At 35.4% G+C, this 18,070-nt stretch carries 20 protein-coding genes and 1 tRNA gene; 4 read left to right on the top strand and 17 right to left on the bottom strand.

From position 1 onward, the window contains the following. Window positions 1–7: 7 nt before the first annotated feature. The 3 genes from NAT47_RS10885 to NAT47_RS10875 are packed head-to-tail and all read left to right on the top strand — an operon-like array spanning window position 8 to window position 5,398. Window positions 8–2,398 (top strand): 3-hydroxyacyl-CoA dehydrogenase/enoyl-CoA hydratase family protein, encoded by a 2,391-nt coding sequence (locus tag NAT47_RS10885; RefSeq protein WP_250582678.1) that lies wholly within the window; start codon window positions 8–10, stop codon window positions 2,396–2,398. Window positions 2,399–2,401: 3 nt separating this feature from the next. After that, window positions 2,402–3,586: an acetyl-CoA C-acyltransferase gene (locus tag NAT47_RS10880; protein WP_250582676.1), complete on the top strand. Its 1,185-nt coding sequence runs from the start codon at window positions 2,402–2,404 to the stop codon at window positions 3,584–3,586. Window positions 3,587–3,607: 21 nt separating this feature from the next. Further along, a complete protein-coding gene (locus NAT47_RS10875) occupies window positions 3,608–5,398 on the top strand; it encodes an acyl-CoA dehydrogenase family protein (RefSeq protein ID WP_250582674.1) in 1,791 nt (596 codons plus the stop codon). A 64-nt stretch (window positions 5,399–5,462) separates the two neighbouring features. Here NAT47_RS10875 and NAT47_RS10870 read toward each other — a convergent pair whose 3' ends face one another. Beyond that, a complete protein-coding gene (locus NAT47_RS10870) occupies window positions 5,463–5,975 on the bottom strand; it encodes an adenine phosphoribosyltransferase (RefSeq protein ID WP_250582672.1) in 513 nt (170 codons plus the stop codon). A gap of 71 nt (window positions 5,976–6,046) precedes the next feature. Here NAT47_RS10870 and NAT47_RS10865 point away from each other — a divergent pair. Next, window positions 6,047–6,120 (top strand) — tRNA-Arg (locus NAT47_RS10865). A gap of 316 nt (window positions 6,121–6,436) precedes the next feature. Here the strand turns inward: NAT47_RS10865 and NAT47_RS10860 are convergent. The 16 genes from NAT47_RS10860 to NAT47_RS10785 form a co-directional block, all read right to left on the bottom strand. Next, window positions 6,437–6,889: a DUF1905 domain-containing protein gene (locus NAT47_RS10860; protein WP_250582670.1), complete on the bottom strand. Its 453-nt coding sequence runs from the start codon at window positions 6,887–6,889 to the stop codon at window positions 6,437–6,439. A 7-nt stretch (window positions 6,890–6,896) separates the two neighbouring features. Further along, window positions 6,897–7,247, bottom strand: coding sequence for a type ISP restriction/modification enzyme (locus NAT47_RS10855; protein ID WP_250582668.1), 351 nt, complete (start codon window positions 7,245–7,247; stop codon window positions 6,897–6,899). 83 nt (window positions 7,248–7,330) lie between these two features. Next, window positions 7,331–8,122, bottom strand: coding sequence for an SseB family protein (locus NAT47_RS10850; protein WP_250582666.1), 792 nt, complete (start codon window positions 8,120–8,122; stop codon window positions 7,331–7,333). 111 nt (window positions 8,123–8,233) lie between these two features. Further along, a complete protein-coding gene (locus NAT47_RS10845; protein WP_250582664.1) occupies window positions 8,234–8,614 on the bottom strand; it encodes a DUF4411 family protein in 381 nt (126 codons plus the stop codon). Between the two features lie 92 nt (window positions 8,615–8,706). After that, window positions 8,707–9,828 (bottom strand): ABC transporter permease, encoded by a 1,122-nt coding sequence (locus NAT47_RS10840; protein WP_250582662.1) that lies wholly within the window; start codon window positions 9,826–9,828, stop codon window positions 8,707–8,709. A gap of 11 nt (window positions 9,829–9,839) precedes the next feature. Continuing rightward, on the bottom strand, window positions 9,840–10,943 hold the full coding sequence (locus NAT47_RS10835; protein ID WP_250582661.1) for an ABC transporter permease: 1,104 nt from the start codon (window positions 10,941–10,943) through the stop codon (window positions 9,840–9,842). A gap of 30 nt (window positions 10,944–10,973) precedes the next feature. After that, on the bottom strand, window positions 10,974–11,714 hold the full coding sequence (locus NAT47_RS10830) for an ABC transporter ATP-binding protein (protein WP_026726757.1): 741 nt from the start codon (window positions 11,712–11,714) through the stop codon (window positions 10,974–10,976). Between the two features lie 12 nt (window positions 11,715–11,726). Next, a complete protein-coding gene (locus tag NAT47_RS10825; RefSeq protein ID WP_250582659.1) occupies window positions 11,727–12,623 on the bottom strand; it encodes an ABC transporter ATP-binding protein in 897 nt (298 codons plus the stop codon). Between the two features lie 38 nt (window positions 12,624–12,661). Beyond that, window positions 12,662–12,949, bottom strand: coding sequence for a cupin domain-containing protein (locus NAT47_RS10820; RefSeq protein ID WP_026726759.1), 288 nt, complete (start codon window positions 12,947–12,949; stop codon window positions 12,662–12,664). Further along, entirely contained in the window at window positions 12,946–13,410 is a 465-nt protein-coding gene (locus tag NAT47_RS10815) for a hypothetical protein (protein ID WP_250582657.1), read from the bottom strand. Before NAT47_RS10815 ends, NAT47_RS10820 begins: the two co-directional genes overlap by 4 nt. Window positions 13,411–13,434: 24 nt before the next feature. Further along, entirely contained in the window at window positions 13,435–14,310 is an 876-nt protein-coding gene (locus NAT47_RS10810; RefSeq protein ID WP_250582655.1) for an HlyD family secretion protein, read from the bottom strand. 10 nt (window positions 14,311–14,320) lie between these two features. Continuing rightward, window positions 14,321–15,574, bottom strand: coding sequence for a TolC family protein (locus NAT47_RS10805; protein ID WP_250582653.1), 1,254 nt, complete (start codon window positions 15,572–15,574; stop codon window positions 14,321–14,323). Then, complete coding sequence (locus NAT47_RS10800; RefSeq protein WP_250582651.1) at window positions 15,574–16,167, bottom strand: TetR/AcrR family transcriptional regulator; 594 nt, start codon at window positions 16,165–16,167, stop codon at window positions 15,574–15,576. Before NAT47_RS10800 ends, NAT47_RS10805 begins: the two co-directional genes overlap by 1 nt. 620 nt (window positions 16,168–16,787) lie before the next feature. Continuing rightward, complete coding sequence (locus NAT47_RS10795) at window positions 16,788–17,246, bottom strand: DUF1905 domain-containing protein (RefSeq protein WP_026726834.1); 459 nt, start codon at window positions 17,244–17,246, stop codon at window positions 16,788–16,790. Between the two features lies 1 nt (window position 17,247). Next, a complete protein-coding gene (locus NAT47_RS10790) occupies window positions 17,248–17,517 on the bottom strand; it encodes a type ISP restriction/modification enzyme (RefSeq protein WP_250582650.1) in 270 nt (89 codons plus the stop codon). A 205-nt stretch (window positions 17,518–17,722) separates the two neighbouring features. Next, window positions 17,723–18,070: hypothetical protein (locus NAT47_RS10785; protein ID WP_250582648.1), on the bottom strand; the 348-nt coding region annotated here is incomplete at its 5' end.

Raw genomic sequence — 18,070 nt, 5'->3', positions numbered from 1 at the left:
TATACACATGAAACGTAATATTAAAAAAGTTGCTGTTATTGGTTCCGGAATTATGGGAAGTGGTATTGCTTGCCATTTTGCTAATATTGGTGTCGAAGTCTTATTATTAGACATCGCACCAAACGAACTTACCGAAGCCGAACAGAAAAAAGGTCTAACTCTTGAAAGTAAAGCTGTTAGAAACCGATTAGTAAATGATCATTTAGCTAATGCATTAAAATCGAAGCCTTCTCCTATTTATCATCCAAGTTTTGCTTCAAGAATTACTACAGGTAATACTACAGATGATATGTCGAAAATTGCAACTGCTGATTGGATTATCGAAGTAGTTGTGGAAAGATTAGACATCAAGAAAATTGTTTTTGAACAAGTTGATAAATATAGAAAACCAGGAACTTTAGTAACTTCGAATACGTCTGGTATTCCAATTCAATTTATGAGCGAAGGAAGAAGCGAAGATTTCCAACAGCATTTCTGTGGAACACACTTCTTTAACCCTGCGCGTTACTTAAAATTATTTGAAATTATTCCTGGTCCAAAAACATCGCAAGAAGTATTAGATTTCTTAAATGGATATGGTGAAAAATTCTTAGGAAAAACTTCAGTGGTTGCTAAAGATACTCCGGCTTTTATTGGAAATAGAATTGGAATCTTCGGAATTCAAAGTTTATTCCACCAAGTAAAAGAAATGGGATTAACCGTTGAAGAAGTAGATAAATTAACGGGACCAGTTATTGGTCGTCCAAAATCAGCTACTTTTAGAACGGTTGATGTTGTAGGTTTGGATACTTTAGTTCACGTTGCGAACGGAATTTATGAAAATTGTCCAAACGACGAAGCGCATGAATTATTCAAACTTCCAGAATTTGTTAACAAAATGATGGAAAACAAATGGTTAGGAAGCAAAACAGGACAAGGTTTCTACAAAAAAGAAGGAAAAGACATTCTGACTTTAGATTTAGATACTTTAACTTACAGACCAAATAAAAAAGCATCTTTCGCAACTTTAGAATTAACCAAAACGATTGAAAAACCAATCGATAGATTCAAAGTTTTAGTTACTGGAAAAGACAAAGCTGGAGAATTTTACAGAAAAAACTTCGCTTCAATGTTCCAATATTGTTCTAACAGAATTCCTGAAATCACAGATGCGTTCTACAAAATCGATGATGCTATGAAAGCTGGATTCGGTTGGGAAAATGGTCCATTCGAAATTTGGGATGCTATCGGAGTTGAAAAAGGAATCGAATTAATGAAAGCGGAAGGTTACCAACCTGCTTCTTGGGTAACTGATATGGTAGCTTCTGGAGTTACTTCTTTCTATTCAGTAAAAGATGGAGCAACACACTTCTACTCTATCACAAACAAAAAAGTAGAGAAAGTTCCAGGTCAGGATGCTTTCATTATCTTAAATAACATTCGCGAAAGCAAAAAAATATGGAACAACAGCGATGCGATTATTACCGATTTAGGTGATGGAATCATCAATTTAGAATTTACATCTAAAATGAATTCTATTGGAGCTGGTGTTTTACAAGGAATTAACAAAGCGATTGACATTGCTGAAAAAGATTATAATGGTTTAGTGATTGGAAATCAAGGTGCAAATTTCTCTGTTGGAGCTAACTTAGGAATGATTTTCATGATGGCTGTTGAGCAAGAATATGACGAATTAAACATGGCTATCAAAATGTTCCAAGACACAATGATGCGTTGTCGTTATTCTGCAATTCCAGTTATCGCGGCTCCTCACGGAATGACATTAGGTGGTGGTTGCGAATTAGTAATGCATTCTGATAGAGCGGTTGCTGCTGCAGAAACTTATATCGGATTAGTAGAATTTGGTGTTGGTGTAATTCCTGGCGGTGGTGGTTCAAAAGAGATGGCGTTAAGAGCTTCTGATTTATTCCGCAAAAACGACGTAGAATTAAATGTACTTCAAGAATATTTCTTAACTATAGGTATGGCAAAAGTAGCTACTTCGGCTTATGAAGGTTTTGATACTGGCGTTTTACAAAAAGGAAGAGATATCGTTGTGGTAAACAAAGACCGTCAAATCGCTACAGCCAAACAAGTAGCTTCACAAATGGCGGAACAAGGTTACACGCAACCTGTAAGAAGAAAAGATATCAAAGTACTAGGGAAACAAGCTTTAGGTATGTTCTTAGTAGGAACTGACCAAATGGAAGCTGGTAAATACATTTCTGAACACGATAAAAAAATTGCAAACAAACTAGCTTACGTTATGGCTGGTGGTGATTTATCAGAAGCAACTTTAGTTTCTGAACAATATTTATTGGATTTAGAAAGAGAAGCATTTTTATCATTAACTGGAGAAAGAAAATCTTTAGAAAGAATTCAGTACATGTTAACCAAAGGGAAACCGTTAAGAAACTAAGAAATGAGAACAGCATATATAGTAAAAGGATATAGAACAGCAGTTGGAAAAGCTCCAAAAGGCTTATTCCGATTCAAAAGACCTGACGAATTAGCAGCAGAAACCATCGAACACATGATGAAAGAATTGCCTGATTTCGACAAAACACGTATTGATGACGTGATGGTAGGAAATGCCATGCCAGAAGCCGAACAAGGTTTGAACGTTGGGCGTTTAATTTCATTAATGGGATTAAAAATTACAGATGTTCCTGGAGTTACAGTAAATAGATATTGTGCTTCTGGAGTAGAAACTATCGCAATGGCAACAGCTAAAATTCAATCAGGAATGGCAGATTGTATTATCGCTGGTGGTGCAGAAAGCATGAGTTACATTCCAATGGGAGGTTACAAACCAACACCAGATTACAAAGTTGCCGCTGCAGGTCACGAAGATTATTACTGGGGAATGGGATTAACGGCTGAAGCAGTTGCAAAACAATTCAACGTTTCGCGTGAAGATCAAGATGAATTTGCTTACCATTCACATATGAAAGCCTTAAAAGCACAAGCAGAAGGTAAATTCGATAAACAAATTGTTCCTATTACAGTAGAACAAACGTTTATCAATGAAAATGGTAAAAAAGAAACCAAATCTTACATTGTAAATAAAGACGAAGGTCCAAGAGCTGGAACTTCAGTAGAAGCTTTAGCTGGATTACGTCCTGTATTCGCTGCTGATGGTTCGGTTACTGCTGGAAACTCTTCTCAAATGAGTGATGGTGCTGCTTTCGTATTAATCATGAGCGAAGAAATGGTGAAAGAATTAAATTTGGAACCAATTGCAAGAATGGTAAGCTACGCTCCTTCAGGAGTAGAACCAAGAATCATGGGAATTGGTCCAGTTACCGCGATTCCAAAAGCATTAAAACAAGCAGGATTAAAACAAGACCAAATCGATTTAATTGAGTTAAACGAAGCTTTCGCTGCACAATCTTTAGCAGTTGTGAGAGAATTAGGTTTAAATCCTGAAATCGTAAACGTGAACGGTGGCGCTATCGCTTTAGGCCACCCGCTAGGTTGTACTGGTGCTAAACTATCAGTTCAATTGTTTGACGAAATGCGCCTGAGAAACAGTAAATACGGAATCGTTTCAATGTGTGTTGGAACAGGTCAAGGGGCAGCTGGAATTTTTGAATTTTTAAAATAAAACTATAAAACTTAATAAGTTATGTCAGATATCATCAGAGGAGGACAATTCCTTGTAAAAGAAACAAAATGCGAAGACATCTTCACACCAGAAGACTTCAATGAAGAACAAATTATGATGCGTGATTCGGTAATCGAATTCGTAGATAAAGAATTATGGCCAAACAAAGAACGTTTCGAAAAGAAAGATTACGCCCTTACCGAAGAAGTAATGCGTAAAGCGGGTGAACTTGGTTATTTAAGCGTTGCCGTTCCTGCTGCTTACGGTGGTATGGAAATGGGATTCGTAAACACAGTTTTAGTTTGTGACTATATTTCGGGAGCAACGGGTTCGTTTTCAACTGCTTTTGGAGCGCACACTGGAATTGGAACCATGCCAATTACCTTGTATGGAACAGAAGAACAAAAACAAAAATATGTACCAAAATTAGCCTCTGGCGAATGGTTTGGAGCTTACTGTTTAACAGAACCAGGAGCAGGATCTGATGCAAATTCAGGAAAAACAAAAGCGGTTCTTTCTGAAGACGGAACACACTATAAAATTACAGGTGGAAAAATGTGGATTTCTAATGCTGGATTCTGTAATGTATTCATCGTTTTTGCTAGAATCGAAGATGATAAAAATATCACAGGTTTTATCGTTGAGAATGATCCATCAAACGGAATTTCGTTAGGAGATGAAGAACACAAATTAGGTATTCGCTCTTCTTCTACTCGTCAGGTTTTCTTTAACGAAACTAAAGTTCCTGTTGAGAATATGTTAGCAGGTCGTGGAGAAGGATTCAAAATTGCAATGAATGCTTTGAATGTTGGACGTATAAAATTAGCTGCTGCTTGTTTAGAAGCACAAAGAAGAACAATTTCTGGAGCTGTTCAGTATGCTAATGAAAGAGTTCAGTTTAAAACACCAATTTCAAGTTTTGGAGCAATTCAAGCTAAAATTGCTGAAATGGCAACTAACGCATATGCTGGTGAAAGTGCTACGTATAGAGCTGCTGCAGATATTGAAAACAGAATCAACATTAGAGTTAGTGAAGGAAATTCGCACCAAGAAGCTGAATTAAAAGGTGTTGAAGAATTCGCTATCGAATGTTCTATCTTAAAAGTAGCCGTTTCTGAAGATGTTCAAGCATGTACAGATGAAGGAATTCAAATTTTTGGTGGAATGGGATTCTCAGAAGACGCTCCAATGGAAAGTGCTTGGAGAGATGCTCGTATTGCCAGAATTTACGAAGGAACTAACGAAATCAACAGAATGTTATCCGTTGGTATGTTAGTGAAAAAAGCAATGAAAGGTCACGTTGATTTATTAGGTCCAGCGATGGCTGTAGCTGAAGAGTTAATGGGAATTCCATCATTCGATGTTCCAGATTATTCAGAATTATTTGCTGAAGAAAAGGAAATGATTGCGAAATTGAAAAAAGTATTCTTAATGGTTGCAGGTGCTGCAGTACAAAAATACGGACCAGAGTTAGAATCACACCAACAATTATTAATGGCGGCTGCTGATATCTTAATCGAAATCTACATGGCTGAAAGTACTATTCTTAGAACGGAGAAATTAGCTAAAAAAGTGGGTGAAGATAAAGCGCAAGAGCAAATTGCAATGGCAAAATTATACTTATATCATGCAGTAGATATTGTGAACCAAAAAGGAAAAGAAGGAATCGTTTCATTCTCAGAAGGCGACGAACAACGTATGATGCTAATGGGATTAAAACGTTTTACAAAATATACGAACATGCCAAATGTGGTAGCACTTCGTGAAAAAATTGCTGCAAAAATTATTAGCGAAAACAAATACGCTTTCTAATACAGCAATTAATTGGTTTAGTTTGTTTAAAAAAACCATTCGCTAAAGCGAATGGTTTTTTATTTTAATACGTTAAGGCTGCAAAAATTTCCTTATCTCTTAACTTTTCTCTTCCGTTCAAAAACGATAATTCCATTAAGAAATTCATTTGCACAATTTCGCCACCTAATTGCTCTACTAATTCACAAACCGCTTTTGCAGTGCCTCCAGTTGCCAAAACATCATCGTGAATTAAAATCTTATCTCCGGGTTGAATTGCATCTACATGCATTTCTAAAGTATCAGTTCCATATTCCAATTCATAAGAAGCACTAATCGTAGTAAAAGGCAGTTTTTTAGGTTTACGAACCGGAATAAATCCGGCATTTAATTTTTGTGCCAATAAGATTCCAAAGAAAAAACCACGACTCTCTACTCCTATTACCTTATCAATTTTTTGATTTTTTAATGAATTCACTAATGTTTCTAGGCAAAAAGTAGTTGCTTCAGGTGAAATTAACAACGGTGTTATATCTTTAAAACCAATTCCTGGTTTTGGAAAATCTTGAATATCACGGATATAGTCTTGTAAGTTCATTTTTATTTACTTTTTTTCTTGTTAGGGTTTGCAATTTACACAAATATATCTATATTTGCACTCACAAAATCGGCGTCGTGGCGCAACTGAATAGCGCATCTGATTACGGCTCAGAAGGTTACAGGTTTGAATCCTGTCGACGTCACAAAAGCTCTGCAATTGCAGGGCTTTTTTATTTTGAATAGGATTATAAAACTAATAGAGTTCAATTAGTAAATTCAAAAAAAACTCGAAAGATTAAACCTACTCCCAATACCTACATCAGTCAAAATACAAAACTTTACCTAAAACTCACCGAACATACAACTCCTCTACTATAACTCACCGAGCATACAACTCCTCTACCTGTCAAATCGAGCGAAGTCGAGATTCATTTTACTACTATTTCTGTTGTAATTGGAATATGATCTGAAATTTCTCTTGCTTCTTTTAGTGTTGCAAAAGCTTCATAACAAATAAAATTACTTACCCTCCAAAATTGTAATTACTTCCACAATTTTTGCCACTTGTTGCTCTTCTGTGGCTACATCTTGTATGGCTTGTAAAAGTTCTTTTTGATAGGTTATATCTTGTTTTTGAAAAACAGACAAAACATTAGCTTCGGCAAAACAATCTAAAATGGCTTGCTCGTTAGTCTTTTGGGTGTCTTCTAAAAATAAGGTAACCAATACTTTATCGCCACCTGTTTTTTGAATGGCATTTCGTATTTCAGAATTAACATCCAGCTTTTTATCTCCATTTTTAACCGGTCCTAAATTCTTATGTTGAATAGCATAACCATCAATAGTGCCCGAAACTTTTAAATCGCCCCATTTACCTTTAATGTCTTTAGTATTGGGAATAATTAATTGGTACGTCCAAGCGCCATTGCCTGGAATACACTGCAATTCTAAAAGTTCGTTTTCTATGATCATTCGCATATTAAATTTCAATTTTATCTATTTCCTTCATTATTCTATCCGTTTCTGTTAAAGCAACGATGATTTTTTGATAATGCAAAATATCTTCAAAACCTAGTTCAAGTTCTTTACGGTCTTTAAGCCATTTTTGAGCGGGTTGGTAGCCGCCAATGTAAAAGTTCCTAGCGACTTCGGGAACGTTGGCGAAATACTGTGTTTCATTAATACACACACGTCCTAAATTCCCCTCTTTTGGAGAAGTGCCCAAAGCGCTAAGTGGTTTTTCCTCCAAAGAAGAAGCTCCTACGAAGTAGGCATCCCATTGAGCAAAGCGAAACCAACTTGCCCTTGAACTTGCCCTTGCCCTTGTCATTCCGCAGATTAGGAATCTCCTACAAAGTAGGCTGTTGCTTTACGAAGTAAAGCCATCCCTATTCACTATTCACTATTCACTTTTTACTTTTCACTCCTCCCCCCATAAAACACCCCAAAATTCTGAACCGTTTCATACCAACTATCCGACTCTTCAATATACATCGATTCCAGTGGCAAGTCTAAAGCAAACCCTTTCATACCATCGCTAACACAATCCATAACCGCCAATCGGGCATTTTCAGAATAATTTTCCAACACAAAGGCTAATATATAAATCGACTCCTGGTTACGAAGCATCACAAAATGATACACCTCTTTAATATTGCTATTCTTACTAAAAGCGGCTAGCAATTGACTCTTATTAGCCCCATCAATGGGATGTTGCGGAAACCCAACTTGTACTTGTGTTTCTTCCTGTATCGTAGTAGTCGAAATATTTTCTCTGTTGCGTTCCAACACAAACATAGTCTCTTGATCACTATCAATTACAACACGACCAAAGCTATGCGTTTCAGCCAAATCCAACACAGCACGAGCAGGCATAGCCACAAAAGCCGTTTCCCTATCTGTCCATTGACTCAAAGCGGTTTCCGAAGTAAACACACCAAAAACCAACATGCCTTCTACATCAAAAACAGTTGTAAAAGCAATCGAAGTCCCCTTTTCAAGTGTCTTCCATTCATCCGACTTTGATTGTTCGCCATCAGTAGGAACCACTAAAAAAGCACGAGGACCATACAATTCCTCTATCACTTTTTTATAGTTTTCGGGTGTTTCATTTTGATGATACGTTTGTATCAATTGCAATAAAACCGAATTATCAGGTGTAAACTCGGGTTCTTTTTTGCCGAATAGTTTGTTGAATAGGTTCATATTATTTTATTTGTTTTTATACCTAATTCATTATAGCATTTCATTACTAATTAAACGAACGTAAAAGGACAAACTAAGAAAAACTTTGCTTTAGAGTCAACTGAGATATTATTAAATTTTAACTCCAAGCGCTCTAAACAAATCTACAGTTTTAATACAAATAACATTAAAAGGATTTGCTGCATCAGGTACCATAACTCTACTTTTACTATTTGGCTTACTTACTTCATGTGTAACAATTTGATTACCATAAGTCATTGCAAAAGCTATCAACCATGCATCAGCCTCGTCTGCTTCTAAAAACTCTTTGTTCCATTTGTAAAACTGAGATTCATTGATGGAATACTTACGACACAATTCTGCAACTGACATTTCAGCTCGTAAGGCTTCCATAACAATTTGGATTTTCTGTTCAGAACTAAAGATTCTTCGTGTGTTTCTACGAATGTCTTTGATGAAATTCTCTGCTGTTTTTTTCTTGGGTGTTTTCATAATAATTCAAATTTAAGGATTTTGAAAACACTCTCTTAGTTTTGACTTAAATCAGTCCACTTTTTGCTGACGATTTACAATTTAACTCAATTTTAATTTGATTTTTTGTAACTCCAAACGGCAAATACGTTAATAGCAAAGGCGAAAAAAGTTATGATGGCTAAATTTGGTAACACTTCCTGAAGACCTGCTCCTTTTAGCAAGACCATGCGAATGAATTCTACAAAATAACGAATCGGATTTAGTAATGTGACGTTTTGAGCCCATTTTGGCATGCTTTCGATAGGGGTGAATAAACCGCTCATTAAAATAAAAATCACCATGAAAAACCACGCGATAAACATCGCTTGTTGTTGGGTTTCGGTATGATTAGAAATGAATAAGCCGAAGCCTAAAATTAGTAAGAGATAAATCGCGGTAAAAAAGTACACTAACAGGATGTTGCCCAACATTGGGACATTAAAAACGATTTTTGAAATAAGTAATCCTACAGTTAAGATTATTAATCCTAATATCCAAAAAGGGAATAATTTTCCAATGATGAATTGGTGTTTTTTAATTGGAGTAACATTGATTTGCTCTAGTGTTCCCAATTCTTTTTCTCTTACGATATTCATGGCCGAAAGAAATAAAGTTAACATCGTAACTAGTAACACTAAAATTCCTGGCACCATAAACGTTTTGTAATTGAGTGTACTATTGTACCAAAACGAAGGAATGGTTTCGATACGGTTTGGAATTATTTGCTCATTAATTACTTGTTTGTTTTCTACCTGAATGTTTTGATTGAACAATTGCACAATTTGGGTAATGTATACATTTTGAACGCCTGCGGTAGCTCCGTCGATGGCATTGATTAAAACTTGAATTTGGGTGGTGTTATCATTTTGCAATTGTTTTTCAAACTGGTTTGGAATTTCGATGACGACATCGGTTGTTCCTTTGTTTAATTGTTCGATGCCTTCATTAGTATTTGATACCTTTTCTACTTGCGAAAAATATGCATTTGCCTTAAATTTTTCTATCAAAGCACGAGATGATGAAGAATTACTATAATCAGCAAGTGTTACCCGAATATTTTTTACATCAAAAGTAGCCGCATTGGAAAGGATTAAAAGTTGGAGAATAGGCAGTATAAAAATCAGACGCAGCATGCTTTTATCTCTAAAAATTTGCTTGAATTCTTTTTGTATGATGAATAGAATTATTTTCATGGTTGATGTATTTACTCCAAACGGGTTTTGTAATTTTTGATGCTCAATCCCATGAAAAGCAAAGTCATTCCCACTAGAATTAAGGTTTCTTTGAAAATATATTCTAAGCCTACGCCTTTCAGCATAATGGATTTTACAATGATGATAAACCATTTGGCAGGGATGATGTTACTGATAACTTGCATAGGCAACGGCATAGAAGCGATTGGAAAGATAAACCCTGAAAGAATAATCACCGGAAGCATCAATCCCATCAACGAAATCATCATGGCGGTTTGTTGCGTATTAGAAATTGTTGAGATTAAAATACCCAATGAAAGTGCCGTGATAATGAACAAAATACTTTCGAAAGCCAATAAGAAAACACTACCGTTAATGGGCATTCCAAAGATGAAATATCCCATGGAAACAATCACTATTGCATTGATAATCGAGAGAAAAACATAAGGAAACACCTTACCTAAAATTACCTGAAACGGTTTTAAAGGTGAAACCAGCAAGATTTCCATGGTACCCAATTCTTTTTCTCTTGTTATGGAAATGGACGTCATCATTGCTGAAACCAACATTAAAATTACAGTCATGACTCCAGGAACAAAGTTGAAGACACTTTTTAATTCTGGATTGTACAACATGCGACTTTGTATGACAACTCCATTGTTTTTTTGAACCGTATTTTTTTGATTTTGATAATTTTGGATTATCGATTGTGTATAATTGGCAATGGTACTGGCTACATTAGGTTCGGTGGCATCTGTAATGACTTGAACCGTAGCTTTTTTTTCAGTTTGTAATTTTTTTGCAAAATCTTTTTCAAACAACAGAACGGCTTTTATTTTTCCTTTTTTAAACTCTTCTTCAATGGCTTTTTCGTTTAAAATTTCATTTTCTACATGAAAGTAAGTTGAGGCTTTTATCTTTTCTATTATTTTTTGCGATTCGTTATCTCTGGCATAATCCAAAACCGCGATGTCCACATTGTTGATTTCATTAGTAATAGCGAATCCAAACAACAGAATTTGGGCAACAGGCATGCCAAAAAGAATAAACAACGAGCGTTTATCACGAAAAATATGATAAAATTCCTTTTTAATAAAACCTATGAATCGTTTCATTTATTTTTTGTTTCAAGTTTCAGGTTATTATTACTCGATATTTCGGGCTAGTTTCAAAAAGACTTCGTTCATGGAATTGACCTGAAATTGCTCTTTTAATTTTTTTGGGGTGTCCAATGCTTCAATGACACCGTCTACCATTATTGATACGCGATTGCAATATTCGGCTTCGTCCATGTAGTGCGTGGTGACAAAAATCGTGGTGCCTTTATTGGATTCAGCATAAATTAATTCCCAGAATTGTCTTCGCGTTATTGGGTCAACACCGCCTGTGGGTTCATCTAGAAAAACAATTTTAGGTTCGTGCAATAGGGCTACTGAAAAGGCTAATTTTTGTTTCCAGCCTAAAGGTAAATCACCTACTTTAGTTTTAGTTATGTTGCCCAATTGCAATTCCGCAATCAGCTCTTCTGTTTTTGTTTTAATTTGCTTTCGCGATAAACCGTAAATGCCACCAAAAAAAGTAATGTTTTCCTTCACCGTTAAATCGTCATACATGGAGAATTTTTGACTCATGTAACCGATATTTCGTTTGACCTCTTCGCTTTGCGTATGCACATCAAAACCTGCGACATTAGCTGTGCCATCCGTTGGATTGGAAATCCCAATCAACATTTTCATGGCTGTCGTTTTTCCGGCACCGTTGGCTCCTAAAAAGCCAAATATTTCACCTTTATTCACATGAAAACTAATGCCTTTTACGGCAGTGAAGTCGCCAAATTGTTTGGTTAAATTTTCTACGATAATGATTTTCTCTTGTACACTTTCCATTTGCTTTTCTTTTTATAAATCCATGAAAACATCCTCAATAGTTGGGGTTGCTTTATGAATGCTTATGTTTTGATGTCCCTTTTCTTGCAAATACGATCGCAAAACTGCAATATCAAAAGGATCATTTTTGTCGATGTAATGCATGAATTCGCCAAAAGCAAACACGCTGAACTGTGAAGGAAACTCTTTCAAATCCAAAATCAAATTATGCATTTGATTAGTTGCTACTTCGTAGATCGTTTTTTCATACGCTTTCACAATGGCATCGGGAGAATCGATTTTAAGGATTTTTCCTTTTTGAATAAGTGCAATCCGATCGCACAAACTGGCTTCATCCATGTAGGGTGTGGAAACCAAAATGGTAATGCCTTTTTGTTTCAAGCGTTTTAGCATTTCCCAAAATTCTTTTCTAGAAACAGGGTCAACACCGGTTGTGGGTTCGTCTAAAAACAACACTTTTGGTTTATGGATAAGTGCGCAACACAAGGCTAACTTTTGTTTCATTCCACCTGATAATGCCCCCGCTCTTCGGTTTTTAAATGGCTCGATTTGTACATAAATATCTTCTATCAAATCGTAATTTTCTTCAATGGTTGTTCCGAATATTGTAGCAAAAAAAGCTAAGTTTTCCGCAATGGTTAAATCTTGATACAACGAGAATTTCCCTGGCATATAACCCACCGAATTTCGTATTTCTTTCACTTGTTTTACTATGTCATAATTCGCTACCGTTGCACTACCTTCATTTGGAATCAATAATGTAGTCAACAAACGAAATAGTGTAGTCTTTCCCGCACCATCAGGTCCAATCAAACCAAAAAGTTCGCCTTCTTGCACTTCAAACGTGATGTTTTGTAGTGCAAGAACGGTCTTATATTTTTTAGAAATATTTTTAACGGAAATACTCATGGGGTATGGTTAGAAGTGAAAAGTAAAAAGTGATTCGTCTATTTAATTAATAGAAAATTGCTTAGTTCGTGAGCGTCAACCCAGTGTTTTACATCAACTGGAATTTTGATAAAATCACCTGATTTTAAATGGACTTTCTCCCTATTTTCATTACTGAATGTAGCGTCTCCATTTATACAAACCAATAGTGCTGGAACTTTAGTAACATGCTCTTTCAATTGTTCATTTTTAGCAATTTGTAAAGCAATAACTTTATTTTCCGTAGGCTCAAACAACACTTGTGTTTGAACGGGTTTATCACTTGAATGTAAGTTGATTAAATTCATTGGAAATACTGATTAAATGTTGTAAAAGAATCTTCTATTGCTTTGAATTGAGCTTCTGAAGCTTCTTTTTCTAAATTATCCACTAACTCCATGTATGGTACTAACCATTTGTGTAATTCATCATGCGCTTGTCCTTTCATGGTACAGTTTGAGGTTAGTAAATCAAGATTGGTTTTTAAATTTGTTACCAATTGCGCATAATTTTTATCTGAATTACCAGCAAACGCGGTTACATCTTTTTCCATGTTGCGAATGTGTTCCATCATGTTATCATCGACTTTCCATTTTTCGCCGTTGTTTAAGACTATTGCTTCGTGTTCGTCGTGATGGTGTTCCGCTTTAACTGTTGTTTCAGTTGGTGTTTCGTTGTTTTTTTCTGTTTCTTTCGAACCTGAGTTACAAGAAAGGGCTAACACTGCAATGGTACTAAAAAGCAGCATTTTTACATTTGAATTTTTCATGGTTTTAGAGGTATTGATTTATTATTATTTTAGCCAAACTTCTGCAGGCATTCCAATTTTTAAACTTCCGTCGTTTTTCACCGCTACTTTTACGGCGTACACCAAATTGGCTCTTTCTTCTTTGGTTTGGATAACTTTTGGAGTAAATTCGGCTTGCGCGCTTATCCAAGTGATATTGCCTTCGTATTTTTTAGTATCGTTATCCGCATCAATGGCTACTGTAACTTTTTGTCCGATTTTGATTTGTGCCAATTGGGTTTCGGTCACATAAACGCGTAATTCCATTTCGTTTAAATTGGCGATTTTGTATAAAGGTTTGCCAAAAGCTGTGATTTCAGAAGGTTCTGCGTATTTCGTTAAAACGGTTCCATCGACTGGATTGGTGATTTTTGATTTCTTTATTTGGTCGTCTAATTTTTCAATTTGGACTTTAATTGATTTTATTTCGTTTAAAATTGGTGTATTTTGTGTTTGTACACTGCTGATTTGTTTTTCGATGACTTTTACTTTTCCGTCAATTTCGTCAATTTGTCTTTTGGTAGCGGCATTTTCGGCGTACATGTTTTGGATTCGGGTTTGCTCAATTTTAGCCGTTTTTAATTGTTCATTTAAAACATTTATTTGCGACAACACCGAAGCCGATTTGGATTGAACTGTTTCAATAGAAGCTTTGAGTTGTTCTCGGTTATAATGCAATTGCAGTGTATCAATCAAACCTACTAACGATCCTTTTTTAAGTTGCGCGCCTTCTTCCACATTTAAAAACTCTATTTTTCCATTAGATTCAGAAGAAACTGTAATTTCTGTGGCTTCAAAATTGCCATAAGCATCGGCTTTTTCGTTGTTTTTATTACAACTTATTATTGTAATTGCCGTAAGAAGAATTCCTATTTTTTTCATGATGTATGCTTTAAATTCCTTTTATTATTTGATGATTCGCTTTGGCTAATTGCAATTGAATCTGATGTGTTTTTTCGGTGATTTTTGATTCGAAAAGTTGGGTAACTTCATTTAAATAATCGGAAGAAGTGATTACTCCGTTTTTCATTTGTGCTTCAGCTGAACGAACAATTTTTTCTCGTAATTGAATAATTTCTTTATCCGATTTTAGTTGGGTTTCCATTTTTCCGATTTCAAAATTGATTTCTTGTAATTGTCTTTTTTGATTTACTTCGAATGTTTCCTTTTCTGAGGCAACGATTTGTTTTGAAATTTCCAGTACTTCTTTTTCTTTTTTTGTTTTGTTCCAATCAAATAAGGTCCAATTTAATTTTATTCCCGTCATGTAAAAAGTTTCAAATGAATTGTTTAACATGTTCAAGGCAGGATTTCCGTAACCACCTTGTAAAAAAGCGTTTAGTTTTGGCGCATTGGACGTAGCGATTACTTTTTGAGATGCCTCGATTTGTTGTTTTTGTAATTCAAATAGCTCTAATTCTGGGCGGTTAACATCGTTAATTGAAGAGAAATTTTCAGGAACTGCCAACTTTGCATTCGTATTGAATGCAGTTCCTGAAAGTTCTTCTAAGTGTTGCCAAAGTTTGAGTTGGTCATATTTCACATCATTTAATTGTTGGTTAATTTTGATGATTTCGGCCTCTATCACTTGTTCCGATGCTGGTAAAACCGCTCCAAATTTTACGGCAACTTGTATTTCTCTACTTTTTTCTTGAAGTAACTTTCGTTTCGTCAATAATAATTCTTCTTTTTCTTGACCCAATAAGAGTCCAAAATAATACTGATTGACTAAGTTTTTTAATTGGTACAAATTGATATCAACAAGTTTTTGTTGCGTTTTTATTTGTGATGCTTTGAGTTGGGTTTGCGCTTTGATAGCACCGCCGTTGTAAAGGAGTTGATTTACATCCAAAGTGGCTCTGTATTGGTCTTTGTTCAAAGGTTCAATCGTGGCATTTGGCATAGAAAAAGGAACTTGCGTTACTTCCGATTGGTACGTAGCTTGTGCGCTTAAGGCAATTTTTGGGAGTTTTTCTTTTTCCAGAATATTGGTTTGCAATTCAGATTGACTTTGTAACAATTGGTTTTGTTTTGCCAATGGATAGTTCTTTTCAACTAATTCATAACATTTTTCAAGCGTTATTTTTTCCTGAGCCCAAAAAGGGATTGAAAAAAGGGATAAGAGTATGTAAACGAACTTTTTCATCATTTTTTAATTGCGTTGATAATTTGTTCCGAGATGTGGATTTTTCGTTCTTCCATTAATTGAAAGAATTCGTCATTAGAAATGTTAATAATTCCTTTCACTAGGTTTTGTGCGGCAAAAGGAAAAGCAGTCATGGCGAAAATATCCAAGAGCAATTGTTTAGGTGAAATTGGCTTAATAATACCTAAGCCGATTTCCGTTTCAATTTGTTTCAATAATTTAGAAGGATTGGGACGTTTTTCATCTTTTAGAAATTTAGCTACAAACTCGGGATTGTTGTTCATTTCCTGTATAATAAATTGTGGTAGAAAAGGATAATCAATCACAAAAGAGATATAACTATGAACAAACTTTTCTATTTTTTCAAATAAGGGGTCTTCCGAATTAAAAATCTCGTTGACTTGTGGGGCTAATTTCCCAAAGGCGTTCAAGAAAACAGCTTCGAATAATTTCTCTTTACTTCTGAAAAAGTAATGCAACATCGCTTTGTTTATTCCAGCTTCATCGGCTATTTCTTGCATTCTTGCACCTGTAAACCCTTTACTTTGAAACACTTTGAAAGCTGCTTCAAATATTTTTTCTTCTGTGGACATCATACTAACTGTTAAGTTTAACCATTTGGTTAACAAAGGTAGTTATAATTATTTAATACAAAATGCATTAGTAAAAATTTAACAAATTGATTAAATATTGAAATCAAATTAAACATATATAAAGGTTTTAATCACTTACAACACTAAACTCATTCAAAGAAGATTTTTAGTTTTCTGCTGTAATTGATTTTTGCGAGATAGTCTATGAATTCTGGGAGTTCGGAGAGGGAATATAAATAAAGGGGTTGGGAAAAAAATGGAAAAACCCTATTAGGGTTGATTTTTTTGATGTCACTAAAGCTCTGCAATTGCAGGGCTTTTTTTGTTTTAACTTCAAATGTAAAACTACTACAGTTCAACGAACAAAATTAAAAAAAATCAAATTTACCTTAAGCACAATACCTGTCAAATCTCTATTTTGAAAATATCTACCTAAAACGCTTCAACTACTTGACTTTACCTGCAACGCTCTCCTGAAACTCACCGAGCATACAACCCCTCTACCTGTCAAATCCAGCGAAGTCGAGATTCATTTTACTATTATTTCTGTTGTAATAGGAACATGATCTGAAATTTCTCTTGCTTCTTTTAGTGTTGCAAAAGCCTCATAACAAATAAAATTACCTACCCTCCAAAATTGTAATTACTTCCACAATTTTTGCTACTTGTTGCTCTTCTGTGGCTACATCTTGTATGGCTTGTAAAAGTTCTTTTTGATAGGTTTTATCTTGTTTTTGAAAAACAGACAAAACATTAGCTTCGGCAAAACAATCTAAAATGGCTTGCTCGTCAGTCTTTTGGGTGTCTTCTAAAAATAAGGTAACCAATACTTTATCGCCACCGGTTTTTTGAATGGCATTTCGTATTTCAGAATTAACAGCCAGCTTTTTATCTCCATTTTTAACCGGTCCTAAATTCTTATGTTGAATAGCATAACCATCAATAGTGCCCGAAACCTTTAAATCGCCCCATTTACCTTTAATGTCTTTAGTATTGGGAACAATTAATTGGTACGTCCAAGCGCCATTGCCTGGAATATACTGTAACTCTAAAAGTTCGTTTTCTATGATAATTCGCATATTAAATTTCAATTTTATCTATTTCCTTCATTATTCTATCCGTTTCTGTTAAAGCAACGATGATTTTTTGATAATGCAAAATATCTTCAAAACCTAGTTCACGTTCTTTACGGTCTTTAAGCCATTTTTGAGCGGGTTGGTAGCCACCTATGTAAAAGTTCCAAGCCACTTCGGGAACGTTGGCGAAATACTGCGTTTCATTAATATACACACGTCCTAAATTCCCCTCTTTTGGAGAAGTGCCCAAAGCGCTAAGTGGTTTTTCCTCCAAAGAAGAAGCTCCTACGAAGTAGGCTTTTGCCTTACAAAGTACAAGCCTGTCATTCCGCCAGAATAGGAATCTCCTACGCAGTAGGCTGTTGCTTTACAAAGTACAAGCCTGTCATTCCGCCAAATAGGAATCTCCTACAAAGTAGGCTGTTGCTTTACGAAGTAAAGCCATCCCTATTCACTATTCACTATTCACTATTCACTTTTTACTTTTCACTCCTCCCCCCATAAAACACCCCAAAATTCTGAACCGTTTCATACCAACTATCCGACTCTTCAATATACATCGATTCCAGTGGCAAGTCTAAAGCAAACCCTTTCATACCATCGCTAACACAATCCATAACCGCCAATCGGGCATTTTCAGAATAATTTTCCAACACAAAGGCTAATATATAAATCGACTCCTGGTTACGAAGCATCACAAAATGATACACCTCTTTAATATTGCTATTCTTACTAAAAGCGGCTAGCAATTGACTCTTATTAGCCCCATCAATGGGATGTTGCGGAAACCCAACTTGTACTTGTGTTTCTTCCTGTATCGTAGTAGT

The sequence above is a fragment of the Flavobacterium fragile genome (genome assembly GCF_023634865.1).
In the GTDB taxonomy this organism is placed as follows: Bacteria; Bacteroidota; Bacteroidia; order Flavobacteriales; family Flavobacteriaceae; genus Flavobacterium; species Flavobacterium fragile.
Note: the sequence above shows the minus strand (reverse complement) of the source record. Positions and strands in the feature narration are given on the sequence as shown.